This is a genomic window from Collinsella sp. AF18-8LB (genome assembly GCF_003459795.1).
GTDB lineage: Bacteria > Actinomycetota > Coriobacteriia > Coriobacteriales > Coriobacteriaceae > Collinsella.
This window is the reverse complement of the sequence record NZ_QRWU01000011.1, coordinates 31,366-57,606: the sequence shown is the minus strand read 5'-3', so window position 1 is coordinate 57,606 and position 26,241 is coordinate 31,366. Positions and strand designations below refer to the sequence as shown.

Genomic DNA, 26,241 nt, shown 5'->3' with positions numbered 1-26,241 from the left:
GGTCGCGCGGCACCGGCACCACGAGCGCGTCGCGGCCGGCAGCGCCGCCGCCAGCGTCCGCGCTCAACCCCAGGTCGCCCGCGGCGGCCCAGTACGCGTTAAAGTCTTCATCGCTGCCGGTAAAGCTCGCCAGGCAGCCATCGGCCACAAAGATGCGGCCCGCCAGCTCGGCAAACTTGGCGCGCAGGCTATCCAAGCGCTCGTCAAAGTGTTCGAGCAGATCACGCAAGAACAGGTAGAAGTCCACGCCCGAGAGCTGTTCGCGCACCACGGCCGAAGGCGAGCTGTAACTCATCGCGCGACCGAGTGCTGCCGAGTGGCCGTTGTTGATAAAGCCCTGCTCAAGCCCAATGCGAATCTGCGTGAGCACGTCGCGCACGCGATCGGCGTCGGCATCGAGCAGCAGCGTGCTCGACCACACCTCGCGCGGCAGGTTTGCCAGCGCATCGATCTTCTCGGACAGGGCGCCGGCGCTTACCAGCAGGTAGGGGCGCACGCCGTCCACGTCGGGCTGCGTCATGACCTCGGTCGTAAAGCTCAAAAAGCCCAGCTTGCCGGCGATGAGATTATCGAGCTCCTCGGCCGAGTGCTCGCTCGTGGGCAGCTGCTTGAGCAGGCGGCAGAGCAGGGTCACGTAGGGCAGGTCCTCAAACGCGACGCAACCCAGATCGAAATATTGCATGGCGTAGGCCAGGCGGTTTGTGGGGATGTCGTGGCGCAGGCAGGGGATGGGCGCGGTTGTGTCCACGACCAGCGGCGGCTCGGGGCGTGCCTCGCTAATGTCGGACACGCGCAGGCGCGGCAGCGTGGCCTTGGCTTCGGGCGTGTCCTCGGCCTCCTGCGCGGCACGCAACGCGGCCGTGCGCTCGACCACGTCGGCCAGCTCGGTATCGGTCATGGCATCGCGCTTGGCTGCCAGCTCAGCGCCCTCGGCGCCCTCCGAACCGGAGCCGGCGTCCACCGGCACCAGCTCGACGAGCGCCATGTGGTCGTTTTCCAGCACCAGCTCGCGCAGCAGGTCCTCAAAGTAGCTACCGTCCAGCTCGCCGCGCAGCTCCTCGTACACCGGGCCGTACTTGAGCGCCAGCGTCGCGGCGTTGTCATCGTAGAGCCAGGTGCTCAGCGCGTCGCACGCAATGGCCACGCCGTCGGCGATGCCGTAATCACGCTGGCGCAGGTCGTACTCGTTGCTGCTGATGATGGCTTCCAGGCGCTCGCGCGGAACGCCATGCTCGCACAGGTCGCGGCAGGCGTCTTGGAACACGCGGCGCAGCTCGCGCGCCACACCAGGCTGCGCGTTTTGCAGCATGATGAGCTCGTAGGGCTGCAGGCTTTCGGCCGCGGTGTAGCTCACCACGTTGCCGCCCACGCCGGCGGCCAAAATGGCCTTCTTAACCGGCGCTTCGTTGGAACCCAGCAGCGCCTCGAACAAGATATCCGCAGCGATCGTGCGCTTGCGGTCGAGCGCGCTGCCCAGCACAAAGCCCAGGCCCACCAGGGCGTTCTCGGGCGTGGTGGCCATCTCGACGCGCTTATACTCGCAGGTCACGGGCGCCTGCACGCCCAGCGGATTGGGCGCCAGCGTGGACGGGTCCTCGCCGGCGGCGACGGCTGCGTCCATGCGGCGGCTCGCAGCGCTCGACTGCGACAAATAGCGCTCGTCCAAAAAGGCCAGCGCGCGGTCCACGTCCAGGTCGCCGTAGAGCGTGATGTAGGAGTTGGAAGGATTGTAGTGGCGCGCATGCGTGTCCAGGAACTGCTCGTAGGTGAGCGCGGGAATCGCGCGCGGGTCGCCGCCGCTCTCGTGCGCATAGGCGGTGTCGGGATAGAGCGCGGCGTTGACGGCGTCGTCCAGCACGCTCATGGGGTCGGACAGCGCGCCCTTCATCTCGTTGAACACCACGCCGTTATAGCGCAGCGTGCCCTCGCGCAGGCTCGCGGCGTCGCCCTCGCCTTCGGCGCCCTCCGGCAGGTCCAGCTCGTAGTGCCAGCCCTCCTGCTCAAAAATGGTGGGTTTGGTATAGATGGCCGGGTTGAACACCGCGTCCAGGTACACGTCCATCAGGTTGTACAAATCCTGCTCGTTGGTGGTGGCAACGGGGTAGATGGTCTTGTCGGGGTAGGTCATGGCGTTGAGGAACGTCTGCATGGAGCTCTTGATCAGGTCGACAAACGGATCCTTGACGGGAAACTTGGCCGACCCGCACAGCACCGAGTGCTCAAGAATATGGAACACACCGGTGGAATCGGCCGGCGGCGTCTTAAAGCCAATGGCAAAAGCCTTGTTTTCGTCGTCGCACGCCAGGTACAGCAGGCGAGCGCCCGAGGCGGTGTGGCGAAGCACGTAGGCATCCGAGTCGAGCTCGGGCACGGTCTCGCAGCGCTCGACGGCAAAACCGTGGCAGGTGGTACCGGGTGCCAGCAGCGCGGCGGCAGCGGCGCGCGAGTCGGTTGAGGTGGTGGGCATATGCAGCCTCCTTTGACGCCCCAGCGGGGGCGAATCGAGTCGAATCCTCGAGAGTATACCCATATGGGGCCGCGGTTCTGCAGCGAACTGAAGGCGATACCGGCGGATTGGGTAAAGGCCCCGCGTGACCGCCGCGCGAGCGTGGAAATTTGGACGCCTATCGAATGAGAGTGGATTTTCGGACGGAATCAGCCTCAAAACGCCCAAAAACCGTCCAAATACCCACCCTCATTTCCCGACCGTCCAAAATCCACGCTCATCCGCCGCCCACACATCTCTCATATCTCATTCGTCTCTAATACGAGAGATAACAGAAAGGTGAGAGATAAATATGAGAGATAACTGAGCAGCAAAGAGACAGGCAATCATGGTATTGTCTCAATACCGATTGTTCTACCAGCAAAAATATGTATAAATGAAGCAAATGGTAGACATTTCATCTCTATCTATCTCTTATCTCTAAGCCGAGAGATAGAGAGATAAATGAGAGATAATTACGAGAGATAACTGAGAGACGAGGGAAATCTATCCGCGGCATTCTCCGCAGGACCGAGCGAAAGGACGTGCAGATGAACGAAAACGAGCTGACCGGTCTGCTTGAGTCTTTAAGGCGTATGGGCTCGGATGATCTTAACGTCGAAGTGAAGGAGAGCGCCACGACGCTTTCCCGCGACGTGTGGGAAACGGTGAGCGCATTCGCGAACACTGCCGGCGGAATCATCGTGCTCGGAGTGAGTGAGCGCGCAGGTTTTGTCCCGGTTGAGAACTTCGAGACCGAGAAAGTGCTCAACCAATTTGTGTCAGGCATGGGTGATGCGGGCGGTCGAGGAAAGCTGGCCAATCCGCCCAAATACACGATCGAGCGAGTGGAGCTTCAGGGCGTCATCGTTCTCGTCATTACGATTGAGGAGCTCGATCCGTCGAGCAAGCCCTGCTATGTCATAGAGCGGGGCGCCCAGGGCGGCAGCTACAAGCGCATCGATGACAAAGATGTGCCGCTTTCATCGACCGAGGTGCTCGCATTGGCGTCATACGGTCGAGCGACTCCGAGCGATCGCGACGCGGTGGCGGGTGCGGGCGCGGACGATCTCGACGAGACGCTGGTCGACCGTACGATAGATCGGGCTTTCTCGTTGACGCCCCGGGCAATGCGCGGCGCGCCGGACAAACAAACGAAGCTGGAGCGCCTAAATATCCTTGATTCCCAGGGCAATGTCACCAAGGCTGGACTCCTAGTTGTGGGCACCTACCCTCAGCAGTTCTATCCCAAGCTCTTCGTTGACGTGGCTGTCCATGCGGGAACTCAGAAGGGCATGGCGGGGTCGCTGAGGTTCATGGACCGCACAATCTGTGAGGGAACGTTGGGCGAGATGATCTCGGATGCCGTCGCAGCCGTCGCCAAGAATTTGCGGCGAACCTCGACCGTCCAAGGCGTCTCGCGTGTCGACTCGCTTGAGATTCCCGAGGAGGTTCTGCGCGAGGCAATCGCCAACGCCGTAATCCATCGAGAATACGGGGATCGGTTCTGTGGACAATCGATTGCCGTCGACGTCTTTGATGATCGTGTCGAGGTGACGAATCCTGGCGGCCTTTACGGGGGAAAGACTCGCGAGAACTTGTTTGACGGCAGCTCCCGATGCCGTAACGCGACGCTTGTGAAGCTCATGTCGATTGTCCCGCTGCCGGATGGCGCAGGTTCGCCGGCTGAGGGCAATGGCTCGGGCATCCCGATGATGATCGATGCCATGCGCGCGCATGGTCTGGCCGAGCCCCTGTTCTGCCCGGGATTCGATCGGTTCAAGGTCGTACTTTACCGTTCAAAGATCGAGCCGGTCGATCATGGCGGGGGCTTAATTGTGACGGCACTCAAACACTACGGCGAGCTGGGGACGCGCGAGCTGGCAGAGCACACAGGGCTCACAATTTCCCAGGTTAGGTCGCGCGTCAACGCGCTCATTGCTCAAGGCGAGCTTGAGCCCACGGCGCCGGCGACGAGCCGCAACCGCAAGTATCGACTGTCGGAGCGCGTGGGATAGATGCGTTAGTGGACGAGGCGACCCAATAATCGACTCTCGATTGGCGTCCATTAAGGTAAAGCGGTTGTTGCCCAGTCGACGGTGATGCTAAAGACTCGGCTTACGCCGGCATGGCCCCGAACCCGTCCATCAAGAACAGCCTAAGAACCAGCTTGATGACATATCCCGGTTTGACTTCAGCCGTGCCAAAGACGCTGCGCTCGGCGAGCTCGCTGCAGTATGCATAGATGTCGCGGATAAGGTCCGCGCCCGAAAGCGTAAACATGTAGCCTGCGTCCGAAAGCGCATTGGGTGCGGCGGGCAATTTGGTCATGCGACAAAAGGTCAACAGGTCGGGCGCCATAGCGTCCTGGTAGCCAAGATGGCTGCCGTCTTCTTGTGCGACGAGTTCCAGCTGGCGTACTCGATCCAGCGCCGCTGCCAGCACAAAGCTCGGTGTGGGAGCATTGACGTCCTCCGTGCTCGCCACGAGTCTGCCTGCTGCCTGCGTGACAAGCCAAGCGACCTCGCGCTGGCAGCGCACGGCCTTGCGTGTAACCGGCTTGATGGACGAAGAAGAAACGCTCCCCTTAGGCGGATTCGAAGCAGCTATAAGGCCCTCCCATGAACGACCCGGTCCAACAAGCCCGGATGAAACACGTGCTACATCAGTATACAGGGAAGTGGGACAGCGGGGTACAAGCGCGCCAGCGGCAAACCGAGAGCATCAACGACGTGCCGATCGCGGAATGAGACCTCGTAATAATTGACTCTCGGCCATATTATTGAGGGGCATGATTCGCGTTCGTATGGTTGTAGGTGCTGGCGATGAACGACATTGACCTTGCTGTTCCGTTGATGGATGGACCAAGCTATGACCGCGCCTGCAGTCTCGTGCCTTCCGAATACGTTGAGGCATGGGAGTGGTTTCTGGGTGAGGAACAGCGCGGCGGCGTTTGGACCAGCCTTCCGCACCACACCAAGGAAGATAGCCCTCAGTATCAGTATCGTTTGAGAATTGGCTCGGACTTCTTTCCCGTAACGCGGGATTCAGGGATCTTCTGGCCGGGCCAGGATCGGGTGAAGCAAGATCCCGATAAGATCTTTGCGCTCTCGGTTCATAACTCTAAAAAGAGTTTCTATACCGATGTTCCTCCGCTCTATTTGGATGACGGCACGTGGGTCATTAAGTATTCGGTTCAAGCGCCGGGCACCGTTGGTTCTCGAGACCAAGACTATAACCGGAAAATGCTCAACTGCATGGAATGTGGCGTTCCAGTTGGAGTCATATTTGCAACTGAGGTGGGCTATAAGGTGCTTGGCCTTGCGTTTGTTGAACGGTTCGAGCCCGAAAACGGCTGGTTTGTTCTGCATGGTCCCGTTCATAAAGGCGGGCCTGACCCTCGTTTTGCGTCCGACATGAGCTATCTGAAGCACATGCCAGTCGACATTGAGTTTGCCGGACGGGATGCGACCGATGACGAAAAAGTTCGCTATGCGTTAAGGCGCGAGCGACTGGGGCAACAATGGTTCCGCAAGCAGCTCGTTGCCGCCTATGACGGCCGTTGCGCGGTGTCGGACTGCGGCGTCAGCGAAGCTCTGGAGGCTGCACATATCGAGAATTACTCGGGCCCTAAATCGCAAGTTGCCAGCAATGGCATTCTGCTTCGGCGCGACTTACATTCCCTATTTGATGCTCATCTGATTTCGTTTGAGCCTGTTTGCGGTGAATATCGGCTGTGCGGATCGTACCTGCTGGATAAGACCGACTACGCTTCCTTTGCAGGTGCGACGCTAAGGCAGCCGAATGAGCGTCAGTGGCGACCCAATACGGCGTTTCTTGAGGCCCATCGCATTGAGTTCGATCGCTCGGAAAAGAAGCGTGAAAAGGCGGGGATTCTGCCGTATTAGCGTATTTGGCTTTGGTGGTCTTTTAAGATCGTGTTGTTTGATCGGATCGCGTGGCGATGCAATTTCGCGCGCACTTGCTGGTGCATGCTCTTCCTGGTTTCAATTACGGGAAGGGAGCGAGCGTGAGCTGGCGAGGCGATGTCGTGATGGGGAAGTACGGAAAACTGCCGCGTGCCCTTATCGACAACAATATGTTTCCGAGCGTAGAAGTTGATTGCGGGTCGTTTGTCGTCGCCTGTCCTTGTTGCGGCTCGCAAATACCGTGTCTCGACATTCGGTTCATCGATGCGCGCGACAGACTCAGCGACGAAGTGAGAAAACGGACAGGCGTTCATATGCCGGTGTACCCGGAGAAATGCCCTGTTTGTGGCCTCGATATCGTGTACGACGCCGGCGACGAGGGATAGGTGATGCGGAGGAGCTGGCTGTGAAGGCCTCTCCGTCCTTACAAATAAATCCCCTCACCGAGTTGCTTGTGGAACTCGGCGTGATGGTCACGTGCCCAGGTAAAGAGCGCCTGGTCAAAGTCAGTGCGCGTAGCCGGGACGCCAAAGACGCCGGCAACTTCGACGCGCACAAACTCCAGTGCCGGCAGCTTGTTGATGGCAGTGAGGGCAAACGGGGATGAGGGCTCCTCGAACAGATAGCGGCTGCCTTGCAGCGCATCGCAACTGGTGCACGTGTTGCCGAGCGACGGGGCTTTGGAGGCTCGCGCGCCCACGGGCTTGTAGCCGCAGCGCTTATGAAGGTAGTCGCGGATCTCGCCCGGCGCGCAGCCAAGAGCGGGCACGATGGCGAGTGCGTTGGCGTTGGCCGTGTCGATGGCAATGTGCCCGGCTTCGTTGGGTGCGTGCGCGATGGCGATGCTCTCGTCGTTATCGGTTCGATAGGGAATGCCGAAGGCCGCGACCGAGGTCTCTTTGTGACACTTCCAGCACTCGCGCTTGCCCAGTACTAGATATATATACGGCGCCGAGAGGTCGGATCGGTCAACACCGGGCAGCCACTCGGCAAAGGGTTCGGGGTTGACGCCGCTAGGTACATACCAGATCTTCTTGGTTCGGTCCCATTTGGCGCCCAGCGCCTTGGCTTTTTCTTTGTGCGAAAAGGGAACATCGAGCTCGGTGCGCATGGCGGCTCCTTGGTGCTGCAGGTGCAAGTGGCTCAAGGATACCGCAGAGCGCAGACATCGCGGCGTTTTGCTGAGAAGTTGCGGTTCGGATGGGTTCGAGACGCGTTGGTCTCGGCCTCGGTGGCTATTGGGGCGGTTTTGATTGACTGCGGAGTCAGCCGGGATAGGCACTTGGGTTGCTGACGCGGTTTTGTGCATGGGCAGGGTGGTTGTTTGAGCGGTTGGAGCAGTTTGCGGCGCAGTTTTGTGCCTGGCTATTGTTGATGTTGGGGTATTGAATTTATTTGGCAGCCATTCGTCAGGTGAATTGATGCTACGTTGCGATGATGGTTGGAGCTGCCAGCGGATTTGGCGACATAAAACAAAACAGCCCAGAGACATAGCCTCTGAGCTGTGAACATTTGGTGGGCGTTAGAAGATTTGAACTTCTGACCTCTTCCGTGTCAGGGAAGCGCTCTCCCCCTGAGCTAAACGCCCTATCAAGGGTGCGCAAGTGCGCAAGGGATAATATAACGGAGCCTGAACTCGGTGGCAAGAACATTTTTAAAAATCGCTTGCATTGTGGTCTGGTGAGAAAAAGCCGCTCGCCGCCTGCAGGTGACCGTTTGCGGTCAAATTATCGACAAAGCGTAGACAGATTTGTGGCAAGGTTTCAGGGAAGTATGTGCTGGCTTCGCCGTCTTGCGCACGATTGCACGAGGCGTGTGCCGTTGTTTGAGTAGTATGGGGGCCGACAATGAACATGCTGGTCGTAGATGATGAGGCTGATATCGCAAATATGCTCGCGGAGTTTTTCCGCATGGAGGGCTACGAGGTTTCGGTTGCCCATGACGGGCCGTCGGCCCTGGCGGCGGCTTCTTCTGGCCCCACCCCCGATATCATGCTGCTCGATGTAAACATGCCGGGGATGGACGGCTTCGAGGTCTGCCGCCGCGTGCGGAAGCATGTGAGCTGCCCGATCATCTTTCTAACGGCGCGCGTTGAGGATATGGACCAGCTTGATGGTTTTGCGGCGGGTGCCGACGACTACGTGCTCAAGCCTTTTTCTCTCGAGGTCCTGGGTCGTCGCGTGGCGGCGCACATGGCGCGCGAGGGAAGGACTCGCGATCGGCAAAGCGACGGCGCCGTCCGCTTTTTTGGCGAGATGACCATCGATTACGCTCAACGCATCGTTGAGGTTCACGGTGCGGGCGGTAATCGGGATTCGTCCGCCGGGGGCGATTCGAACGCGGTGACCGTCGACTTGACCAAGCTCGAGTTCGACATCATCGCCCTGTTGAGCAAGCGCCCTGGCCAGGTGTTTGACCGCGATGTGATTTACGAGCGCGTGTGGGGATGGGACGCCGCGGGTGACCCGTCGCAGGTGCGCGAGCACATTCGCCGCATTCGCAACAAGTTTACGTCGGCGGGGATCGCGGACGATCCGATCGCAACGGTATGGGGCGTGGGCTACAAGTGGGTGGCAAAGTGACGGGTTTTGGTAAGGGCCCACGCGGGCGCCATGCGCCTCACGAAGACGGCCGAGTTGTCGCTTGCGAGGACGGTTGTCGGGACAATGGCGGTTCTGTCCGCAGGCGCGACCGCCGCGCAGCTCGCCGCGCCGAGCGACGCGCGGCCCGCGAGCTTGAGCGCGAGCGGCTGAAACGCCTGCCGCGAAAAGAGCGCCTGCGTGCCTGGTGGAGCCTGCGGCCGTTGGGCGTGATCTTCACGGCGTATCTGGTCGCCTATCTTGTTGTCGCCACGGTGCTTGCGCTGAGCGCCATTGAGGTACTCGCGGCTTGGAATAATGGATATTACGAACTCGAGGTGACGCTCGACAACGGTTTGACCGAGCACGGCGTGATCGATTCGGGCCCATACATCTACGACCCCACCTCTCAGCAGCTGCTTCCCGCATCCGAGCTCAACTTGCCAGGCGATGGGCCGTACGCGGTCTTCATTGCGACGGGCGATTGGGGGACCGGTAGCGATTACGTGCCGGAGGGCGGGCGCACCATCAGCACGCTGTACGCGACCGTCGACATGGTTCGTAGCGGCCAGGTGCAGCTCTACGACTGGGGGCTCAATTACAACGAGGGCTATCCGCAGGAGGAGATTCTAGAGGTGAACAGCACGATTCCAGCGGAGAACCTCGCCCGCTATGACGCGTTGAGCCGCGCGGGCCGCGCGCAGAGCGTGGAGCTGTTTGAAAACATGACGGGAGCCGATCTTGAGGAGACGTTTGGCGAAGGGCTCGTCTCGAACACTGCCTATTATGCGGCTTCACCGCCTCCCGATGGTCCGATGCCTTGGGTCCTCACGCTTGCGACGGGGCTTGTGCCCGTTTTGGCGTACGGCGGCCTGGGTTGGCTCACGTTCAAGCACTTCTACCGCGTTCACATCGCCGGGCCCTTGGGGGAGCTGGCGAGCGCCGCGGGGCGCATCGCCGGTCAGGATTTGGATTTCTCGATCGAGCGCGTGCGGGGCAAAGAACTTGGTCGCCTGTCCGAGACGCTGGAGAATATGAGGGCGTCGCTGCTCGATGCCCAGCGCGAGCTGTGGCGCACCGCCGAAGGGCGGCGTCAGCTCAATGCGGCGTTTGCGCACGACCTCCGAACGCCGATCACGGTGCTCAAGGGGACGGTCGAGATGGCGCAGATGCGCCTGCGTCGCGGCGATGAGCTCGATGTTGGTTCGTTGGATGCCCTGTCGGCCCAGGTGGTGCGTTTGGAGCGGTACGCAACGGAGATGGGAGGGCTGAGCAAGCTCGAAGATCGGCCTGTAGACCGCAAGCCGCTGGCGTCGCGGTCTCTTGTGGATGAGCTCGAGTCGCATGCGAACGAGGTTGTTGCGGCGCGCGGGGAAGGGCTCGCGTTGAGGGTTGCAATCGACGAGGGTGAAGATGGCGCCCGTCCCGACATGGTCTACATCGACCTACCCCTGGTCGAAGAGGTCCTCGACAACCTTTTGAGCAATGCGTGCGGCCATGCGAAGGGCGTCATCGAGGTTGAGATTTCTGTTCGCGAGGGCAGGTTGGCTCTGAGCGTTGCCGATGATGGTCCGGGCTTTACGCCCGAAGCCCTGCGGCGCGGGTGCGATCCGTTCTTTAGCGAGAACAAATCTGCCGAGCATTTTGGGCTGGGCTTGAATGTGTCGAGCATTTTGTGCGGTTTACACGGGGGAGCGCTTGAGTTAGGGAATGGTTCGACCGGCGGGGCACGTGCGACGGCGACGTTTAGCATGGGCGGCGATGGGGACGAAACGGGGGAGTTGTGACGAGGGCGCGCGCTGCGCGGGCGTCGCCGGGCTCATCGAGCCGTCGGCGAACCAGTTACCTGCTCTTACCTTAAGAATGGCTTACCTTAACGTAAGGCTTACTGAATTGTCATTGCTGGTAGACAAAACATAGACACCAAGTTGCGAAACTGTCCTTGTCAGGTACACAAGGAGGTAACGCGATGATGAGGATGCAGCCCGAAGCCGAAGGGTATTCCGGTCAGGTTTCTTGCGGGGGCGCCGCTCGCCGTCTTGACGTAAGCGCCTTGAGCGAGCTTCGCAATCGAGTCGCGGGCGCTCATGACGCGCTGGACGACGCCTCTTCTGCCGGCGCGCGGACCGCAAACGCCCCCTCATTCGCGACCGCTGCGGCAATGTCGGCCGAGGCCGTCGCAGAGGACGATGGTCTCGATGCCCGCCGTCGAATCCTGCGCCGTTGCGTGCTTTTGGCGCTTGCAGCCTCGGTCGCGATCCTCGCGACTGCATGCTGGGAATACCTTCCGGGGATCTTGGCATGGCTTGCAGACCCTCAGGCGGTTCGGTCGTTCGTCGCCGACCACAGCGTGATAAGTCGTCTCGTCATGCTTGGAATCAACGTCACTCAGATCTTCTTGGCCTTTTTGCCCGGCGAGCCTGTGGAGCTGGCGAGTGGTTACGCGTTTGGCTTCTGGGAGGGGACGGCGCTGTGTCTCGTCGCCTCGGGGCTGGCGACGTCGGCGATTTATTGGGCGACGCGTCGATGGGGCTGGAGCCTGGTTGGCCTCTTCTTCGACCGCAGCCTTCTCGACCGGTTTTCGTGGCTCAATAATGCGAAGCGACTCGAGCTGGTCATGCTGGTGATTTTCTTGATCCCGGGAACCCCGAAGGACTTCTTGACGTATTTCGCCGGCCTCACCAAGATGCGCTTCGCCCCCGTGGTGCTCATCGCAACGTTTGGGCGCATTCCCTCCATTGTGACTTCGACGGCCGCGGCATCCGCTGCGGGCAGCGGAAACTGGCTGGTGGTTGGTGTCGTCGTTGCCGTGTCACTGCTGTGCGTGGCGTTGGGCGGCTTGCTGTATCGTCGCCTGCGTGCCAAGGCGAGCTGAGGCGGCCGGCGAGGATGTACGGCGGCTGATGGGCCTTTTGCGGCTACATCGGACCGCCGGTCGCCACAGCAATCCAAAACCTCCCCAACATGTGCATTCTGAAATCGAAATCTTGCGGAAACGCGAGCAAAATGCACTGCTGGGGGAGGTTTCGAGGGTTTACGCGCTTGCGACTCCGCTATACGCTCCGATTGATGAAGAAATCGGCCATGGAGCAGAGCAGGTCAGCGGCGTTGTGCGAAATGACGCCGTTCTCGGCGAGCGCACGGCTGGTGTCTTGCGCCTCTTGCGCGAGCTTGAGTGCGAGATCACGACACGCGTCGATCCCCCCGCCGATCTCGATGAGCTCGACGGCGCGCGCGAGGTCCGTGGGATCGTTCGTTTTTGCTTCGAGCAGCCCCCAAGGGCCGCGGCCTCAGGTTCGACCGGCTGGCCCCGGCGGACCTGTCGCTGGCGATGCCGCACGTGAACTCCGAGCCCCGCGGCGCGCTCGGCTTCGCGACGCCCGCCCGCGCCTTCCGGGCGATGCTCGGCGCCGACGCGGAGGCGCTGCTGGATGCGTACGGCGTGGAGGACGTGCCCATCGGCGAGCTCGACCTGACGCCGGGGCTCATCGCGCGGGCGCGCGCGGAAAGGGGCGATGCCCCGCTGTCCTAGCCTAAGGGAAAACGGAATAGACGGAACCGACCGTTCGGCTGAGTCTGGGAAGAGGCGCCGGGCGGCGGGCGGGCCTTCGGACCCATCGAAACACATCTCCACCGTTCCTTCAACTGGGAAAACGGTGCCCCCGGGCCCCGGGAGGGGCCACGGGGGCGTTCGGCTAGGTGCGGGAACGGCCTATTTGCTCAATGTGTTCGGCTGAGATCGGAAATCAACCCTTGCATTGTGGAATTCGGGGGCTTTGTCATATCCATTTCAAAAGATCCTGCTGCCGCGATTTGACTGTCGCATAATGCAAGGCCATTGCGGTACCGAGCTATGGAAAGACGCCTGCGGAATTGTCCTACCGATAAGCGGACAAGCCTCCGGCTGGTGCCTTCGCCGTGGTAAGGTAAGCCGAATTGTTTCCAGGCTGTTTCGGGGGAGTGGAATGAGCAAAGAGTGCGTCGAGCAGGTCGAAGGCGCAGGAGCTTCGGTGCCGATGACCGATATATCGAACATTGATGTGCCCGAGGGCACCGACGAGCTCAGCCGCAACACCCGCCGTGCATGGCGCGACCGCCTGAACAGCGCTTCGACGCGCAAGTTGATCATGGGCGTCTTGGCTACGCTGGTGGGCGGTTCGTTTTGGGGCTTCTCGGGCACCAGCGCGAGCTTTCTGTTCGATACCTACCACGTCGATACCTTGTGGCTTATGAGCGTGCGTCAGATTCTCGCCGGTCTACTCTTTATGGCCGTGGTTGTTACGCGCGACCGCGAGCGCCTGATTAAGCTCTGGACCACAGCCGCCGATCGCAAGCAGCTGCTGCTCTTTACCGCCTTTGGCCTGCTGTTCAATCAGTTTTGCTATCTTTCGGCCGTGCGTCTGACGAACGCCGGAACCGCGACGGTGCTCCAGTGCCTGCAGCTCGTTATCATCATGGGCTACACCTGCGTGACCGATCGCCGCATGCCGCGTACTCGCGAAGTCATCGGCATCGGTCTGGCTCTGGGTGGCACCTTTTTAATCGCCACCGGTGGCGACCCCACCAGCCTGAATATCTCGCCGCTCGGCCTGATCGCGGGTCTCATGTGTGCGGTCAGCGCTACATGCATGGCGGTGATTCCCGCCAAGATCCTGCCCGAATACGGCAGCCCCATCGTCACGGGCTCGGCAATGCTCACGGCGGGCGTGGTCTCGTGTGTCTTCGTGCAGCCTTGGGCGCATATGCCGGCGCTCGACGCTGCCGGCGTCGAGGCGCTCGCGGTGTTCGTGGTTATCGGCTCGTTTTTTGCTTACATGCTCTATATGCAGGGCGTTAAGGACATCGGCTCGGTACGTGCGAGCCTCATCGGAACTGTGGAGCCGGTTTCGGCGACCATCACCAGCGCCGTTATGCTGGGCACGGTGTTTTTGCCGACCGACCTTATCGGCTTTGCCATGATCATCGTGATGATGTTCCTCACGGTGTAGCTGGCGCCGCCGCCAAGACAGAAAAGGTGTTGTGCCACATTTTCGCCAATTGATGTCCGTGTCTGGAGTTTAGCTGTCGATGCCCAAAATGCCATAAACTAGCAACGTTATGGACTTTTTCATTGCGACTCAATTGCGAGGATTTCTTTATGGCTGGTAATCACTTTAAGGGCAGCGATAGCGGCCGTCCTGCAGTTCCGCCGCGTCCGAACGGGGCTGGTAAGGCCGGCACGCCGGGCGGCGCTGGACAGGGCGGTTCTGGTAAGCGCGTGTCCCCGGGCGAGACGGCGATGTTTACCGCTCTGTACGAGCAGTCTCAAAAGGCAAAAAAGACCGGCCGTGCAAGAGGGAATGTCTTTGCGGGCGGTGCAACCTCCACGTCGCAGCCGAGCGGGGCTCCTTCGGCACCTGCGAACAACGCAGGTGCTGTCAACGCCGCGAATACCGACGGCAACGTTAATGCCGGCAGGGCCGCCAACAATACTCCCTCTTCCGGTGGTGTGGGGCTCACGGGTAACCTTGGCACGATTTACACCGGCGCCTCCGAGACTGGCACGTTCGCCCGCCTGGATGATAGCGGTGTCGAGTTTGCGGGCTCGGGTTCCAAGGAAGATTATTACGATTTTGGCTTGAACTACGGTGGCGACGCTTCGTCGAGTTCGACCTCTGACGGTCTGGTCCGTCATCGCCATCGCAAGGGCGAGCGCAAAAAGCGTCACACTGGCGCCATTATTGCCGCTGTAGTCGCGGTGCTTCTCGTTGCGCTTGGCGCAAGCGGCTTTATGCTGCTTAACTCGGCAAAGACCGTAAAGAGCGAAGCGAAGGAGGCTGTCGAGATCGTCGGTGGCCTTAAGGACAAGGTCACGTCGGGCGATTTTTCGACGCTGCCTGACGACGCGAAGAAGATCGATGAGCTCTGCGACAGCATGAAGGCGGAGACCTCGAGCCCGCTGTGGACGGCGGCTTCATTTATCCCGGTGTATGGCAGCGATATCAATGCGGCCCGCACCATGATCGACGCCCTGTCCGATGTCTCGAGCAACGCGCTGGTTCCCATGGCCGATAACCTTTCGCAGGCCACGCCCGGCAAGCTGTTCCAGGATGGGACCATCAACGTGTCCGCACTGCAGGCGGTCGCCGATTCGCTCTCCGATAGCTCGAAGGTGTTCAAGAGCGTCAACGAGAAGATCCAGGGCATTGGAGATACTCATATTTCCCAGGTGACCGAGTTGGTCGATAAGGCCAAGGACGGCTTTGCCACCCTCAACGGCGCGGTTGACGCGGCGGAGAAGGTCGCCCCCGTCCTTCCCCAGATGCTCGGCGCCAACGGCCAGACGCGCAACTACCTTGTGTACGCCATGAACAACGTCGAGATTCGTGCCTGCGGCGGCTTTGGCGGTTCGCAAGGTTTGATTTCGGTCACCGACGGCCAGATGTCGATTGGCGAGTTTGTTCCCCGCATTGGACTCAGCGAGGATGAGGCAGTCGAGAGCGTCGACGAAGAGGATGAGGCGCTGTTCGGCAACCACAGTAACCTGTACAACTCGGGCAATACCTATTCGCCTGATTGGCCCCGCAACTCGCAACGTGTCGCAGCCCTGTGGAAATCTCAATATGGCCAGGACGTTGACGGTGTCGTGGGTATTGACCCGGTGTTCTTGCAGTACCTGCTGGGCCTTGTCGGTAATGTCTCGCTGCCCGATGGTACGGTCGTCGACGGTACCAACGCGGCGAAGGTTCTCATGCACGATGTGTATTGGAACTATCCGGTCGAGGAATCGGATGGCATCTTTGCGGCTGTTGCCAGCGCCGCCTTCGACAAGATTCTCGGTGGCATCGGTGATGTCGACGTTACAAAGCTTGTCGGTGCATTCGAGCGCGGTGCCGAAGAGGGCCGCCTGATTGCTTGGATGAGAAACGATGATGAGCAGAATGCCATCAAAGAGACGGGCATTGACGCTTCGCTGCCCGATCCGGATGATCCGAGTGCCGATCCCGTTGCCGGCGTTTACTTTAACAACCTGAGCTTCTCCAAGCTCGACTGGTACCTGAACGCCGATACGCAGATTGGCCAGGGCGTCAAGAACGGCGACGGCACGTGCTCGTATCGCATCACCGTTACCCTGACGAACATCATGACGCAGGAGGAGGCCGGTAAGCTGCCCGACTACGTTGCGGCGAGCGCGCCCGATGCCGCGCGCGACGACGAGCGTCTGCATGTCTCGTTGTTTGCCCCGACGGGCGGCAACATTACTGATCTGACCGTCGAGGGCACCCAGTTTGGTCTTGGCGCCGCTACGTGGCATGGAATTCCCTTCTATTCGGGCACCGTTGACCTGCATGCTGGCGAGACGACGACGATCACGTATACGCTGACCACGTCGGCCGAGGCGGGGGACAAGCCGCTTACGCTGCGTCAGACTCCTACATGCCAGGCGGCTCGCGACAGCGCGTCGGCGTAGGGTTTTTCTGGTAGCGCAGATAATCGAGTACCATTTTGGGGCGGACAGGCAATCTGTCCGCCCCTATTTTGTAAGGAGAGCGCATGAAGTACTTTGGCACCGACGGCTTTCGCGGCGAGGCCAACGTTGGGCTGACGGTAGAGCACGCTTATAAGATTGGCCGTTTTGTGGGCTGGTATTACGGCGCCAACCGCGAGCGCAAGGCACGCGTCATCGTGGGCAAGGACACACGTCGCTCGAGTTACATGTTCGAAGCGGCGCTGGTGAGCGGCCTGGTCGCGAGTGGTGCGGATGCCTATATGCTGCACGTGATCCCCACGCCGGGCGTAGCGCATCAGACCGTGGAAGGCTGCTTCGATTGCGGCATCATGATCAGCGCGAGCCACAACCCGTTTTGCGATAACGGCATTAAGCTCGTCAATAGCGACGGTTTTAAGATGGACGAGGACGTACTGGAGCTCATCGAGGACTACATCGATGGTAAGAGCGAGGTACCGCTGGCCACGGACAACCACATCGGCGCCACGATGGACTACATGCAGGGCCGCAACCGCTACATTGCTTCGCTCATCGCCAGCGCGAACTTTTCGCTGCAGGGCGTCAAGATCGGTATCGACTGCGCCAACGGCTCGGCTTCCTCGGTGGCCAAGCCGGTGTTTGACGCGCTCGGTGCCGACGTGCGCGTGATCAATGCCGCGCCCGATGGCTTTAACATCAACGTCGACTGCGGCTCCACGCATATAGAGCGCCTGCAGCGTCATGTGGTGGAGCAGGGCCTGGACGTGGGCTTTGCCTATGACGGCGATGCCGATCGCTGCTTGGCCGTGGACGAGCGCGGTCGCGTGGTAGACGGCGACCAGATCCTGTACGTGTGTGGCGTGTATCTGAACAAGCACGGTCGCCTTTCGGGCGGTACCGTGGTGCCGACGATTGCCAGCAACTTTGGCCTGGTCAAGTCGCTGGAGCTTGCCGGCCTAAGTGCCGTGACCAGCGGCGTGGGCGACCGTCACGTGTATGCCAAGATGCGCGAGGGCGGCTACAGCCTGGGCGGCGAGCAGACGGGCCATACGATCTTTGGCGATATCGAGTGCACGGGCGACGGCATTATGACCTCGCTGCGCGTGATGGAAGTGATTCGCGCCGAGCGCGAGACCCTCTCGCAGCTCACGGCTCCGTGCAAGCTGCTGCCGCAGGCGCAGGTGGCCGTGCACGTGGCGGACAAGGACGCCGCGCTGGGCAACATGGGTGTGCAGGCCGCCATCGCCGAGGCCGAGGCATCGCTGGCGGGCGAGGGACGCGTGCTCGTGCGCAAGAGTGGAACCGAGTCGGTGATTCGCATTTTGGCCGAAGCCCCCGACCAGGCATCCGCCGATGCCGCCATGAAGCGCATCGCCAACGCACTCGAGGCTCTATAGGGCGCCTTTTGGGCTGTCTGACAGGGGGTTATAAAATGACGCGGCCAAAAAAAGCAAAAATGAGTACTGTCACTAAATAAGTAACAGCAAATTTTGCCTCAAAAGGCCGTTTCGGCATTGCCTGAGCGTTATATCGACAGACATTGCTCCTCATATGTCCAATAAACAGGGTCGCGGATGAGATTAAATCTCATCCGCGACCCTGTTTTAGCCCGAAATAAATGCTATCAACTTGACAACAGTACTCATTTTTGCCTTTTTTGACCACAGCCTCTCCGGGGCAGTCACCCGGCACTTGGGGACGTTCCCTTTCTGCCGGCACTTGGGGACGTTCCTTATCTGCCGGCAGTTTAGGAACGTCCCCAAGTGCCGGGTTGTTGGCTGGCGAAGAGTGTCCCAAACGACTAGTCATTAAAGAGCGTCCCCAATGACTAAGTGAAAGGGGGGCGCTGCGAATTGATTCCGCGGCGCTCCCCTTTGCGTTGGCGTGTCGGTTATGCCTTACAGCTGGTACAGCGTGGTGAACTTGTCTTGGAGGTAGCTGCAGTAGTAACGGGCGTCAAAGTCCATGCCACAGGCGCCCTTGATGAGCTCCGGAGCGTCCTTGGCGCGGCCCCACTGCCAAATGTGCTCGCCTAGCCAGGCACGGACGGGCGCCAGATCGCCGCTCGCGCAGGCACCGGTAAGGTCGACGCCGTCGCGGCACATGGCCGGCACAAACATGGCGTCGTAGGCGCTGCCCAGCGCATAGGTGGGGAAGTAGCCAAACGAGCCGCCGCTCCAGTGCGTATCCTGTAGGCAGCCGCGCGTGTCGTCGGGAACGGGAATGCCCAAGTACTCATCCATGAAGCGGTTCCAAAGCGCGGGGATGTCCTTGGCCGTGGCCTCGCCGGCAAACAGCATGCGCTCGATCTCGTAGCGCACCATAATATGCAGCGGATAGGTGAGCTCGTCGGCCTCGGTGCGGACCAGCGACGGCTGCGCGATGTTCACGGCGCGGTAGAGCGTGTCTTCGTCCACGCTGCCATAGACCTCGGGCGCGTGGCGGCGCAGTACCTCGAGCAGCGGCCCCATAAAGGCGCGGCTGCGGCCCACGGTGTTCTCGAAGAATCGGCTTTGGCTCTCGTGGATGCCCATAGAGGTGCCGCCCTCCAGGCACGTGCGCGCATAGGCGGGGTTCACGCCCAGCTCGTACATGGCGTGTCCCGCCTCGTGGATGATGCTGTAGACATTGGAGATACAATCGTCCTCGTAGATGTGCGTCGCGATGCGCGCGTCACCCACGGCAAAACCCTCGCTAAACGGGTGCTCGGTAAAGGCAAGCGTGGTGTCGTCCAGGTTCAGGCCGACAAGCTTCATCAGGTCGAAGCTCATGGCACGCTGGGCAGCCTCGGGCACGTGGGCGTGCAAAAAGTCGGCGGCCGGCTGCTGGCCGCGCTCGCCGATGGCGTGCACGAGCGGCACGACCGTGGCCTTGACCTCGTCACAAAACGCATCGAAGCTCTTGGCGGAAAGGCCGCGCTCGTACTGGTCGAGCCAAACGTCGTATGGGTCGCGCTTGGGGTCCATAAGCTCGGCCTGATGCTTGAGCTGGCCCACGATCTTGTCCACATAGGGCTCAAAGCTCGTCCAGTCATTGGCCGTCTTGGCCTTGTGCCACACGGCGTCGGCCTCGCAGGTGAGCCTGGTCCAGGCCTCGGCCTCCTCGGTAGGGACAACGCTCGCTTCGCGCTGGTCGCGGCCGAGCACGCGGATCTCGTCGAGCAGCTGCGGGTCGTCTACATGTCCGCCTGCAACCGTCTCGCGCGCTAACGAGCGTACGAGCTCAACGGATTTCTCGCTGGTCAGCAGCTTGTGATGCTCGCCGGCAAGCGTACCCATGGCGTCGGCACGGGCGGCAGCGCCGTTGGCGGGAGCAATCGTCGCTCCATCGAACTCGGCAATCTTGAGCAGGTACTCGCGAGTCCACAGCTTGCCTTCGAGTTTGCGGAACTTTTTGACGGCCTTGTCGACCTTCATGCCTTTAGGCGTCTTGCCCGCTGCGGGCTTGGCCTTCTTATCGAGTTTCTTTCCCATATCGTATCCTTAATCTCGCAGGCCGAGCGCCGCAGGCGGGTGCACGGCCAGTTTGCACAGCTACCTGCTTTGTACCCAGCGCGAACAAAACGGAACGCGGCGATATGCTTGCAGAATGTGTTATCCTATAGCCCATTGCGTTGACGGAGAGGGTTTTGCCCGCCGCGTCGCCGGCAAGAGAGGGAAGGTCATGGGCTGCAAGCCTTCCTGCGGTGGCAAGGGCCAAGCGTTCACTCCCGAGCAGCGACCTCAACGGGCGCGCGGCCAGTGGCAGCAAAGCCCCAGTAGGGAAGCCGTGAGCCTCGCGACAAGAGGCGCAGAGTGGGCGCGGCGGGCCAGACATCCGCCGGGTCAAACAAGGTGGTACCGCGGAATTTAACCGTCCTTGGGCAATGCACATGCCCGAGGGCGGTTTTTTTGTTACCGAACCGGGCCGCGTATCCGCAGCATCGGGCGGCGTCAGCCGTCCCGGAGCGCGGATACGCGAGAGACGAAAGGGAAGACATGAGTCTGATTGATGATCTGGTCAAACTCGAGGAAGAGGCCAAGGAGCTCGTCGCAGGCGCCGACGACGCCGCAAAGCTCGAGGCTGCGCGCGTTGAGCTGCTCGGCCGCAAGGGCCGCATCACCGGCCTGATGCGTATGATGGGCAAGCTCGCCCCCGAGGATCGTCCCGTCATGGGCAAGCGCGCCAACGAGATGCGCCAGCTGATCGAGGGCATGCTCGACGAGCGCACCACCGAGATGAAGGCCGCCGCCCTCAAGCACGCACTCGAGCACGAGGCCGTCGACATCACGCTGCCGGGCATCCGTCCGCAAATCGGTCATCAGCACCTGATCAAGCAGATCATCGAGGAGGCCGAGGACATCTTCTGCGGCATCGGCTACACCGTCGAGTCCGGCCCCATGGTCGACACCTCCTACTACAACTTCACCGCGCTCAACGCGCCCATGGATCACCCGAGCCGCTCGGCCCGCGACACGTTCTACGTGGTCGACAACAACCCCGGCAGCGTCGCGCACCCCGAGGCTCACGCCCATGGCGAGTCCGACGTACTGCTGCGCACCCAGACTTCGGGCGTGCAGATCCACACCATGGAGTCGCAAAAGCCGCCCATCTACATGATCTGCCCGGGCACCGTCTATCGTCCCGACACGGCCGACGCCTGCCACCTGCCGCAGTTCAACCAGATCGAGGGCCTGGTCGTCGACGAGGGCATCACCTTTGGCGACCTCAAGGGCACGCTCGACTACTTTGTTAAGTGCATGTTTGGCGAGGACCGCAAGACGCGTTACCGCCCGCACTTCTTCCCCTTCACCGAGCCCAGCTGCGAGGTGGACGTGAGCTGCCACGTGTGCGGCGGCAAGGGCTGCAACTTCTGCAAGCACAGCGGCTGGATCGAGATCTTGGGCTGCGGCATGGTCGACCCCAACGTTCTTATCAACTGCGGCATCGACCCCGAGAAGTACACCGGCTTCGCCTTTGGCATTGGCGCCGAGCGCGTCGCGGCCCTGCGCTACGACCTGCCCGACCTCAGAACTCTCATGACTGGCGATATGCGTTTCCTGAATCAGTTCTAGGCTGCGGCTTGCCCAAGCACGGCACCTCGGCGCTCATTCGTCGCTTGCGTACCAAAGTACGCGGCGCTCCTCTTTCGGGCCGATCTGCCGCACTTGGACAACCCTCGCTTTGTAAGGAATGTTCACAAAGTTGAAGTTTCCACCTGCATCTCTTCGCAGGCTTTCAGTATGAAAGGAGAGCTACATGCGTGTTTCTTACGACTGGCTCAAGACCATGATCGATATTCCGGAAGATCCTAAGACCCTTTCGGACGAGTATATCCGCACCGGCACCGAGGTTGAGGCGATTGACACCGTGGGCGAGTCCTTCGACCACGTGGTGACCGCCAAGGTGCTCACCAAGACCCCGCACCCCGATAGCGACCATATGTATGTGTGCTCGGTCGACGTGGGTGACAAGAACCTCGACGCCGACGGCAACCCCGCCCCGCTGCAGATTGTCTGCGGCGCGCAGAACTTCGAGGCCGGCGACCACATCGTCACGGCCATGATCGGCGCAGTTCTGCCCGGCGACGTCAAGATCAAGAAGAGCAAGCTTCGCGGCGTCGTGTCCGTGGGCATGAACTGCTCCGCGCGCGAGCTCGGCTTGGGCGGCGACCACTCCGGCATCATGATTCTGCCCGAGGATACGCCCTGTGGCATGCCGTTTGCCGAGTATGTGGGCTCGAGCGACACCGTGCTCGACTGCGAGATCACGCCCAACCGCCCCGACTGCCTGTCCATGATCGGCATGGCCCGCGAGACCGGCGCCATCTTCGACCGCGATTTTCACGTTGAGCTGCCCGCCATCAAGGCCGAGACCGGCCGCGCGACCGACGACGAGCTTTCGGTCGAGATTGCCGACGAGGGCCTGTGCGACCGCTATGTCGCCCGCATCGTGCGCAACGTGAAGGTCGGCCCGTCGCCCGACTGGATGGTCAAGCGCCTCAACGCCCTGGGCGTGCGTCCGCACAACAACATCGTCGATATCACCAACTACGTGATGATGCTCACCGGTCAGCCACTGCACGCCTTTGACCTGTCAACCTTTGCCGAGCGCGAGGGCCATCGCCGCGTGGTGGTTCGCGCCGCCCAGCAGGACGAGAAGTTCACGACCCTCGACGGCGAGGAGCGCACGCTCGACGCCGGCATGGGCCTCATCACCGACGGCGAGCGTCCCGTGGCGCTGGCCGGCGTTATGGGCGGCATGGATTCCGAGATCGAGGACGACACCGTCGACGTGATGGTCGAGAGCGCCTGCTTCAACGCCGGCCGCACCTCGCACACCAGCCGCGACCTGTCGCTGATCTCCGATGCCTCCATCCGCTTTGAGCGCCAGGTCGACGAGACCGGCTGCGTGGATGTCGCCAACGTTACCTGCGCGCTCATCGAGCAGATCGCCGGCGGCGAGGTTGCTCCCGGCTACATCGACGTTTTCCCCGCGCCCAAGACCATCGACAGCATTAAGCTGCGCCTGGCCCGCGTGCACGCCATCTGCGGCGCCGACATCGAGCCCGACTTTATCGAGCGCTCGCTCACCCGCCTGGGCTGCACCGTCGAGCGCGACGGCGAGGACTTTATGGTTACCCCGCCGAGCTTCCGCCCTGACCTGCCGCGCGAGATCGATCTGATCGAGGAGGTCCTGCGCCTGTGGGGCATGGGCCGCGTGACGGCGACCATCCCGGCTGCCAAGAACCACATCGGCGGCCTGACCCGCGAGCAGAAGCTCACCCGCAAGGTTGGCGAGATCCTGCGCGCCTGCGGCCTCAACGAGACCACGACTTTTGGCTTTGCCGCCCCGGGCGACCTGGAGAAGATTGGCATGTCCACCGAGGGCCGCGGCTGCCCCGTGGTGCTCATGAACCCGCTGGTGGCCGAGCAGACCGAGATGCGCCGCTCGCTGCTGCCGGGTCTGCTGCAGTCTGTGGCCTACAACGAGGCCCACGGCACGCCCAACGTGCACCTGTACGAGGTCGGCAGCCTGTTCCACGGCCGCGAGAACGCCAGCCTGCCCAAGGAGACCAAGTCCGTCGCGGGTGTGCTCTCGGGCCAGTGGAGCGAGCAGTCCTGGAACATGAAGTACCGCAAGCTGCGCTTCTTCTTTGGTAAGGGCATTGTCGAGGAGCTGCTCGCCCAGCTGCGCATCGAGAAGGTTCGCTTCCGTCCCGCCGTGGGCGAGGGCTACGCCTTCTTGCAGCCGGGCCGTGCCGCCGAGGTTCTGTCTGGCGGTACCGTGCTGGGCTGGGTCGGCGAGATCCACCCCGAGGCGCGCGAGGCCTGCGGCATAGATGAGGTCGTCGTTGCCTTTGAGCTCGACCTGGACAAGCTGATCAAGGGTGCCCGCAACCAGGAGAACTACCGCGAGTTCTCGCAGTACCCGGCTGTTGAGCACGACCTGGCAATTGTGGTCGACAACGCTGTGACCTGCGAGGATCTTGAGCGCCGCATTACCAGTGCCGGCGGCAAGCTGCTCGAGGGCGTGCGCCTGTTCGACGTCTACCGCGATCCGGTTCGCATCGGCAAGGGCAAAAAGTCCATGGCCTTTGCGCTTACGTATCGCTCCGACGACCACACGCTCACCAGCGAAGAGGTCGAGAAGGCGCACCAGAAGATCGTCACCAAGGTATGCAAGGGCGTAAACGGCGAGGTTCGCGGATAGGATCGCTTGCGTCTGTGACAAATGTATTGCAAAACGGCGCACTGCTTTGTTGGCAGTGCGCCGTTTGCTATGATAGCCGGCGGCGTGTTACGAACCTAGCAATACGTAACACTGGCAAGGTGATTCAAACGGCACTGCGATCGCGTGCCGACAACCGGGAGGCGCTATGCATATTCCAGATAATTATCTGTCCCCGCAGACCGATGTCGTCATGGCGGTGGCGATGGTGCCCGTTTGGGTCCACTGCATCAAGAAGGTGCGCGCCACGCTCGATCGCGAGCACATGGCTTTTCTGGGCATCTGCGCCGCGTTCTCCTTTTTGCTCATGATGTTCAACGTGCCGCTGCCCGGCGGCACCACGGGTCACGCCGTCGGCGGTGCGCTCATCGCGCTGCTGCTGGGCCCCGAGGCCGCGGCTATCGCTGTCTCGGTTGCGCTGGCGCTGCAGGCGCTGCTGTTTGGCGACGGCGGCGTTCTGTCGTTTGGCGCCAACTGCTTTAACATGGCCTTTGTGCTGCCGTTTGCCGCCGTCATCGTGTTCCGTGCGCTCAACAGTCGTCTGCACGACAAGAGCTGGGGCACCTCGGTTTCTGCCGTCGTGAGCGGTTGGGTCGGCCTGTGCCTGGCGGCCCTGTGCGCGGCAATCGAGTTTGGTATTCAGCCGATGCTCTTTACCAACGTTTCGGGCGCGCCGCTGTACTGCCCCTTCCCACTGTCCGTGGCTATTCCGGCTATGTTGATTCCGCATATGCTGGTTGCCGGCGTGATCGAGGGCGTGGCGACGGCCGCCATCTACGGTTTCATTAAGAAGACGGCGCCGAGCATTATCGTCGGGCCCGAGGCCGTCGATGGCCAGCTTGCCGCCGATGGTACCGCCAAGAAGACTTCCCTAATTCCCACGCTCATTCTGGTCGCCGTACTTGTATTGGCCACGCCGCTGGGCCTTTTGGCCACGGGTGACGCCTGGGGCGAGTGGGACGCTGAGGGCGCCGCGACCGCCGTTCAGGAGGCTGGTGACGACAGTCTGCAGGCTTCGGTCGGCCTCGATGCTCCGACCTTTGCCGATGCGCTGCCCACGGGCGACTACCTGCAGGTCTATTCCGAGGAGCAGGGCCTTGGCTTTGCCGGCCAGGCTGCCATGTATATCCTGTCCGGCGTGATTGGCGTGGCGGTGCTTACCATCGCATTCCGTCTGGTCTCGCTGACGGTCAAGGAAAGCGGTGCTCATGGCAATAGCCGAGCTGCCTAGCTGGCTTGCGGCAGAGGAGCGATATGAGCCCGTGGGGGCTCGGCATCGCGTGATGCAAAAGAATGTCCTGCACCTGGCGAGCCTGCTTGAGCGGGTTCGCCTGGGTGGAGGCGCGCACGAGGGCGGGTCGATGGTCGACCGCGCCCTTTCTTGCGTTTCGGCTCCGGTGCGCCTGGTGGGGATGTTCGTTTGCGTCCTGTGCGTGTGTCTGACGCAAAGCCCGCTGTATCTCATGTTGATGGCGGCTATCGCGCTGGTGCTCGTTGCCGTGCGCCCTGTACGCGGGCTGCGCGCGACCTTTGTGCCGGCGCTCGGCGCCGCGGGACTCGCAGTGGTTCTGGCGCTGCCTGCTCTGCTGCTGGGCGCTTCTGCCACGGGCGCCATGCTCAAGATCGCGCTCAAGACCTTCATTAATGTGTCGCTGGTACTGGGCGTTTCGTGGACGCTTACCTGGAGCCGCATGTCGGCGGCGCTCAAAATGCTGCATCTGCCCGACGAAGTTATCTTTACGTTTGATATGGCGCTCAAGCATATCGAGGTGCTGGGACGCACGGCGCACGATCTGTGCGAATCGGTCATGCTGCGCAGCGTCGGATCCGCGCCTGCGGGTTTTTCGCGCACCGACTCGCTGGCGGGTATCATGGGCATGACGTTTATCAAGGCGATGGAATGCAGCCGCGCGATGGACGAGGCTATGCTTTGTCGCGGCTTTGCCGGTGCGTATCCGGCGCCCGCGCGCGCCGGGTTTGGCTGGCGCGATGCCGTTTACGCGGCCGTTGTGGCGTTGCTCGTCGTGTTGTGCGCGGTGTTGTAGCGCGGACGGTCGAACTGTCGATGTG

17 protein-coding genes and 1 tRNA gene are annotated in these 26,241 nt (G+C 61.4%); 13 read left to right on the top strand and 5 right to left on the bottom strand.

Annotated elements, in window-relative coordinates; translation table 11 throughout:
* A partial coding sequence (locus tag DWX25_RS08745) for an insulinase family protein (RefSeq protein ID WP_117858915.1) occupies positions 1-2,467 on the bottom strand: 2,467 nt, incomplete at its 3' end.
* Positions 2,468-3,036: 569 nt separating this feature from the next.
* On the opposite strand from DWX25_RS08745, the gene DWX25_RS08740 reads away from it, so the two are divergent.
* Positions 3,037-4,503 carry an ATP-binding protein gene (locus tag DWX25_RS08740; protein WP_117763549.1) on the top strand — a complete coding sequence of 489 codons (1,467 nt, stop codon included), beginning with the start codon at positions 3,037-3,039 and terminating at the stop codon, positions 4,501-4,503.
* 100 nt (positions 4,504-4,603) lie between these two features.
* Here the strand turns inward: DWX25_RS08740 and DWX25_RS08735 are convergent, their stop codons facing one another.
* Entirely contained in the window at positions 4,604-4,972 is a 369-nt protein-coding gene (locus DWX25_RS08735; protein WP_117799310.1) for a hypothetical protein, read from the bottom strand.
* A 338-nt stretch (positions 4,973-5,310) separates the two neighbouring features.
* Between DWX25_RS08735 and DWX25_RS08730 the strand changes: the two genes are divergently transcribed.
* Positions 5,311-6,393 (top strand): HNH endonuclease, encoded by a 1,083-nt coding sequence (locus tag DWX25_RS08730; RefSeq protein WP_117763551.1) that lies wholly within the window; start codon positions 5,311-5,313, stop codon positions 6,391-6,393.
* A gap of 445 nt (positions 6,394-6,838) precedes the next feature.
* Here DWX25_RS08730 and DWX25_RS08720 read toward each other — a convergent pair whose 3' ends face one another.
* Both DWX25_RS08720 and DWX25_RS08715 read right to left on the bottom strand, forming a co-directional pair.
* Positions 6,839-7,525 (bottom strand): DUF5710 domain-containing protein, encoded by a 687-nt coding sequence (locus tag DWX25_RS08720; protein WP_117799311.1) that lies wholly within the window; start codon positions 7,523-7,525, stop codon positions 6,839-6,841.
* Positions 7,526-7,927: 402 nt separating this feature from the next.
* Positions 7,928-8,002, bottom strand: a tRNA-Val gene (locus tag DWX25_RS08715).
* Between the two features lie 259 nt (positions 8,003-8,261).
* Between DWX25_RS08715 and DWX25_RS08710 the strand changes: the two genes are divergently transcribed.
* From DWX25_RS08710 to glmM, 7 genes are all read left to right on the top strand, one after another.
* Positions 8,262-8,996, top strand: coding sequence for a response regulator transcription factor (locus tag DWX25_RS08710; RefSeq protein WP_117799312.1), 735 nt, complete (start codon positions 8,262-8,264; stop codon positions 8,994-8,996).
* Positions 8,981-10,780 carry a HAMP domain-containing sensor histidine kinase gene (locus DWX25_RS08705; protein ID WP_233505268.1) on the top strand — a complete coding sequence of 600 codons (1,800 nt, stop codon included), beginning with the start codon at positions 8,981-8,983 and terminating at the stop codon, positions 10,778-10,780. Before DWX25_RS08710 ends, DWX25_RS08705 begins: the two co-directional genes overlap by 16 nt.
* A 182-nt stretch (positions 10,781-10,962) precedes the next feature.
* The gene (locus tag DWX25_RS08700; protein WP_233505269.1) at positions 10,963-11,868 is read left to right on the top strand and encodes a TVP38/TMEM64 family protein; all 906 of its coding nucleotides are present in this window, start codon (positions 10,963-10,965) and stop codon (positions 11,866-11,868) included.
* A 384-nt stretch (positions 11,869-12,252) separates the two neighbouring features.
* A complete protein-coding gene (locus DWX25_RS08695; protein ID WP_199412346.1) occupies positions 12,253-12,525 on the top strand; it encodes a hypothetical protein in 273 nt (90 codons plus the stop codon).
* A 433-nt stretch (positions 12,526-12,958) separates the two neighbouring features.
* Positions 12,959-13,981 carry a DMT family transporter gene (locus DWX25_RS08690; protein WP_195404620.1) on the top strand — a complete coding sequence of 341 codons (1,023 nt, stop codon included), beginning with the start codon at positions 12,959-12,961 and terminating at the stop codon, positions 13,979-13,981.
* Between the two features lie 149 nt (positions 13,982-14,130).
* Positions 14,131-16,443 (top strand): DUF4012 domain-containing protein, encoded by a 2,313-nt coding sequence (locus DWX25_RS08685; protein ID WP_117799313.1) that lies wholly within the window; start codon positions 14,131-14,133, stop codon positions 16,441-16,443.
* 83 nt (positions 16,444-16,526) lie between these two features.
* On the top strand, positions 16,527-17,858 hold the full coding sequence (gene glmM / locus DWX25_RS08680; protein ID WP_117799314.1) for a phosphoglucosamine mutase: 1,332 nt from the start codon (positions 16,527-16,529) through the stop codon (positions 17,856-17,858).
* Between the two features lie 501 nt (positions 17,859-18,359).
* On the opposite strand, the gene DWX25_RS08675 is transcribed toward glmM, so the two are convergent.
* A complete protein-coding gene (locus tag DWX25_RS08675) occupies positions 18,360-19,934 on the bottom strand; it encodes a carboxypeptidase M32 (protein ID WP_117799315.1) in 1,575 nt (524 codons plus the stop codon).
* Positions 19,935-20,438: 504 nt separating this feature from the next.
* On the opposite strand from DWX25_RS08675, the gene pheS reads away from it, so the two are divergent.
* The 4 genes from pheS to DWX25_RS08655 all read left to right on the top strand — a co-directional run bounded on the left by pheS (position 20,439) and on the right by DWX25_RS08655 (position 26,216).
* Positions 20,439-21,515, top strand: coding sequence for a phenylalanine--tRNA ligase subunit alpha (pheS, locus tag DWX25_RS08670; protein WP_040359117.1), 1,077 nt, complete (start codon positions 20,439-20,441; stop codon positions 21,513-21,515).
* A 184-nt stretch (positions 21,516-21,699) separates the two neighbouring features.
* On the top strand, positions 21,700-24,153 hold the full coding sequence (gene pheT, locus DWX25_RS08665; RefSeq protein ID WP_117799316.1) for a phenylalanine--tRNA ligase subunit beta: 2,454 nt from the start codon (positions 21,700-21,702) through the stop codon (positions 24,151-24,153).
* Between the two features lie 166 nt (positions 24,154-24,319).
* Positions 24,320-25,402 carry a cobalt transporter CbiM gene (gene cbiM / locus DWX25_RS08660; protein ID WP_117799317.1) on the top strand — a complete coding sequence of 361 codons (1,083 nt, stop codon included), beginning with the start codon at positions 24,320-24,322 and terminating at the stop codon, positions 25,400-25,402.
* The gene (locus DWX25_RS08655; RefSeq protein WP_117799318.1) at positions 25,380-26,216 is read left to right on the top strand and encodes an energy-coupling factor transporter transmembrane protein EcfT; all 837 of its coding nucleotides are present in this window, start codon (positions 25,380-25,382) and stop codon (positions 26,214-26,216) included. Before cbiM ends, DWX25_RS08655 begins: the two co-directional genes overlap by 23 nt.
* Positions 26,217-26,241: the final 25 nt, after the last annotated feature.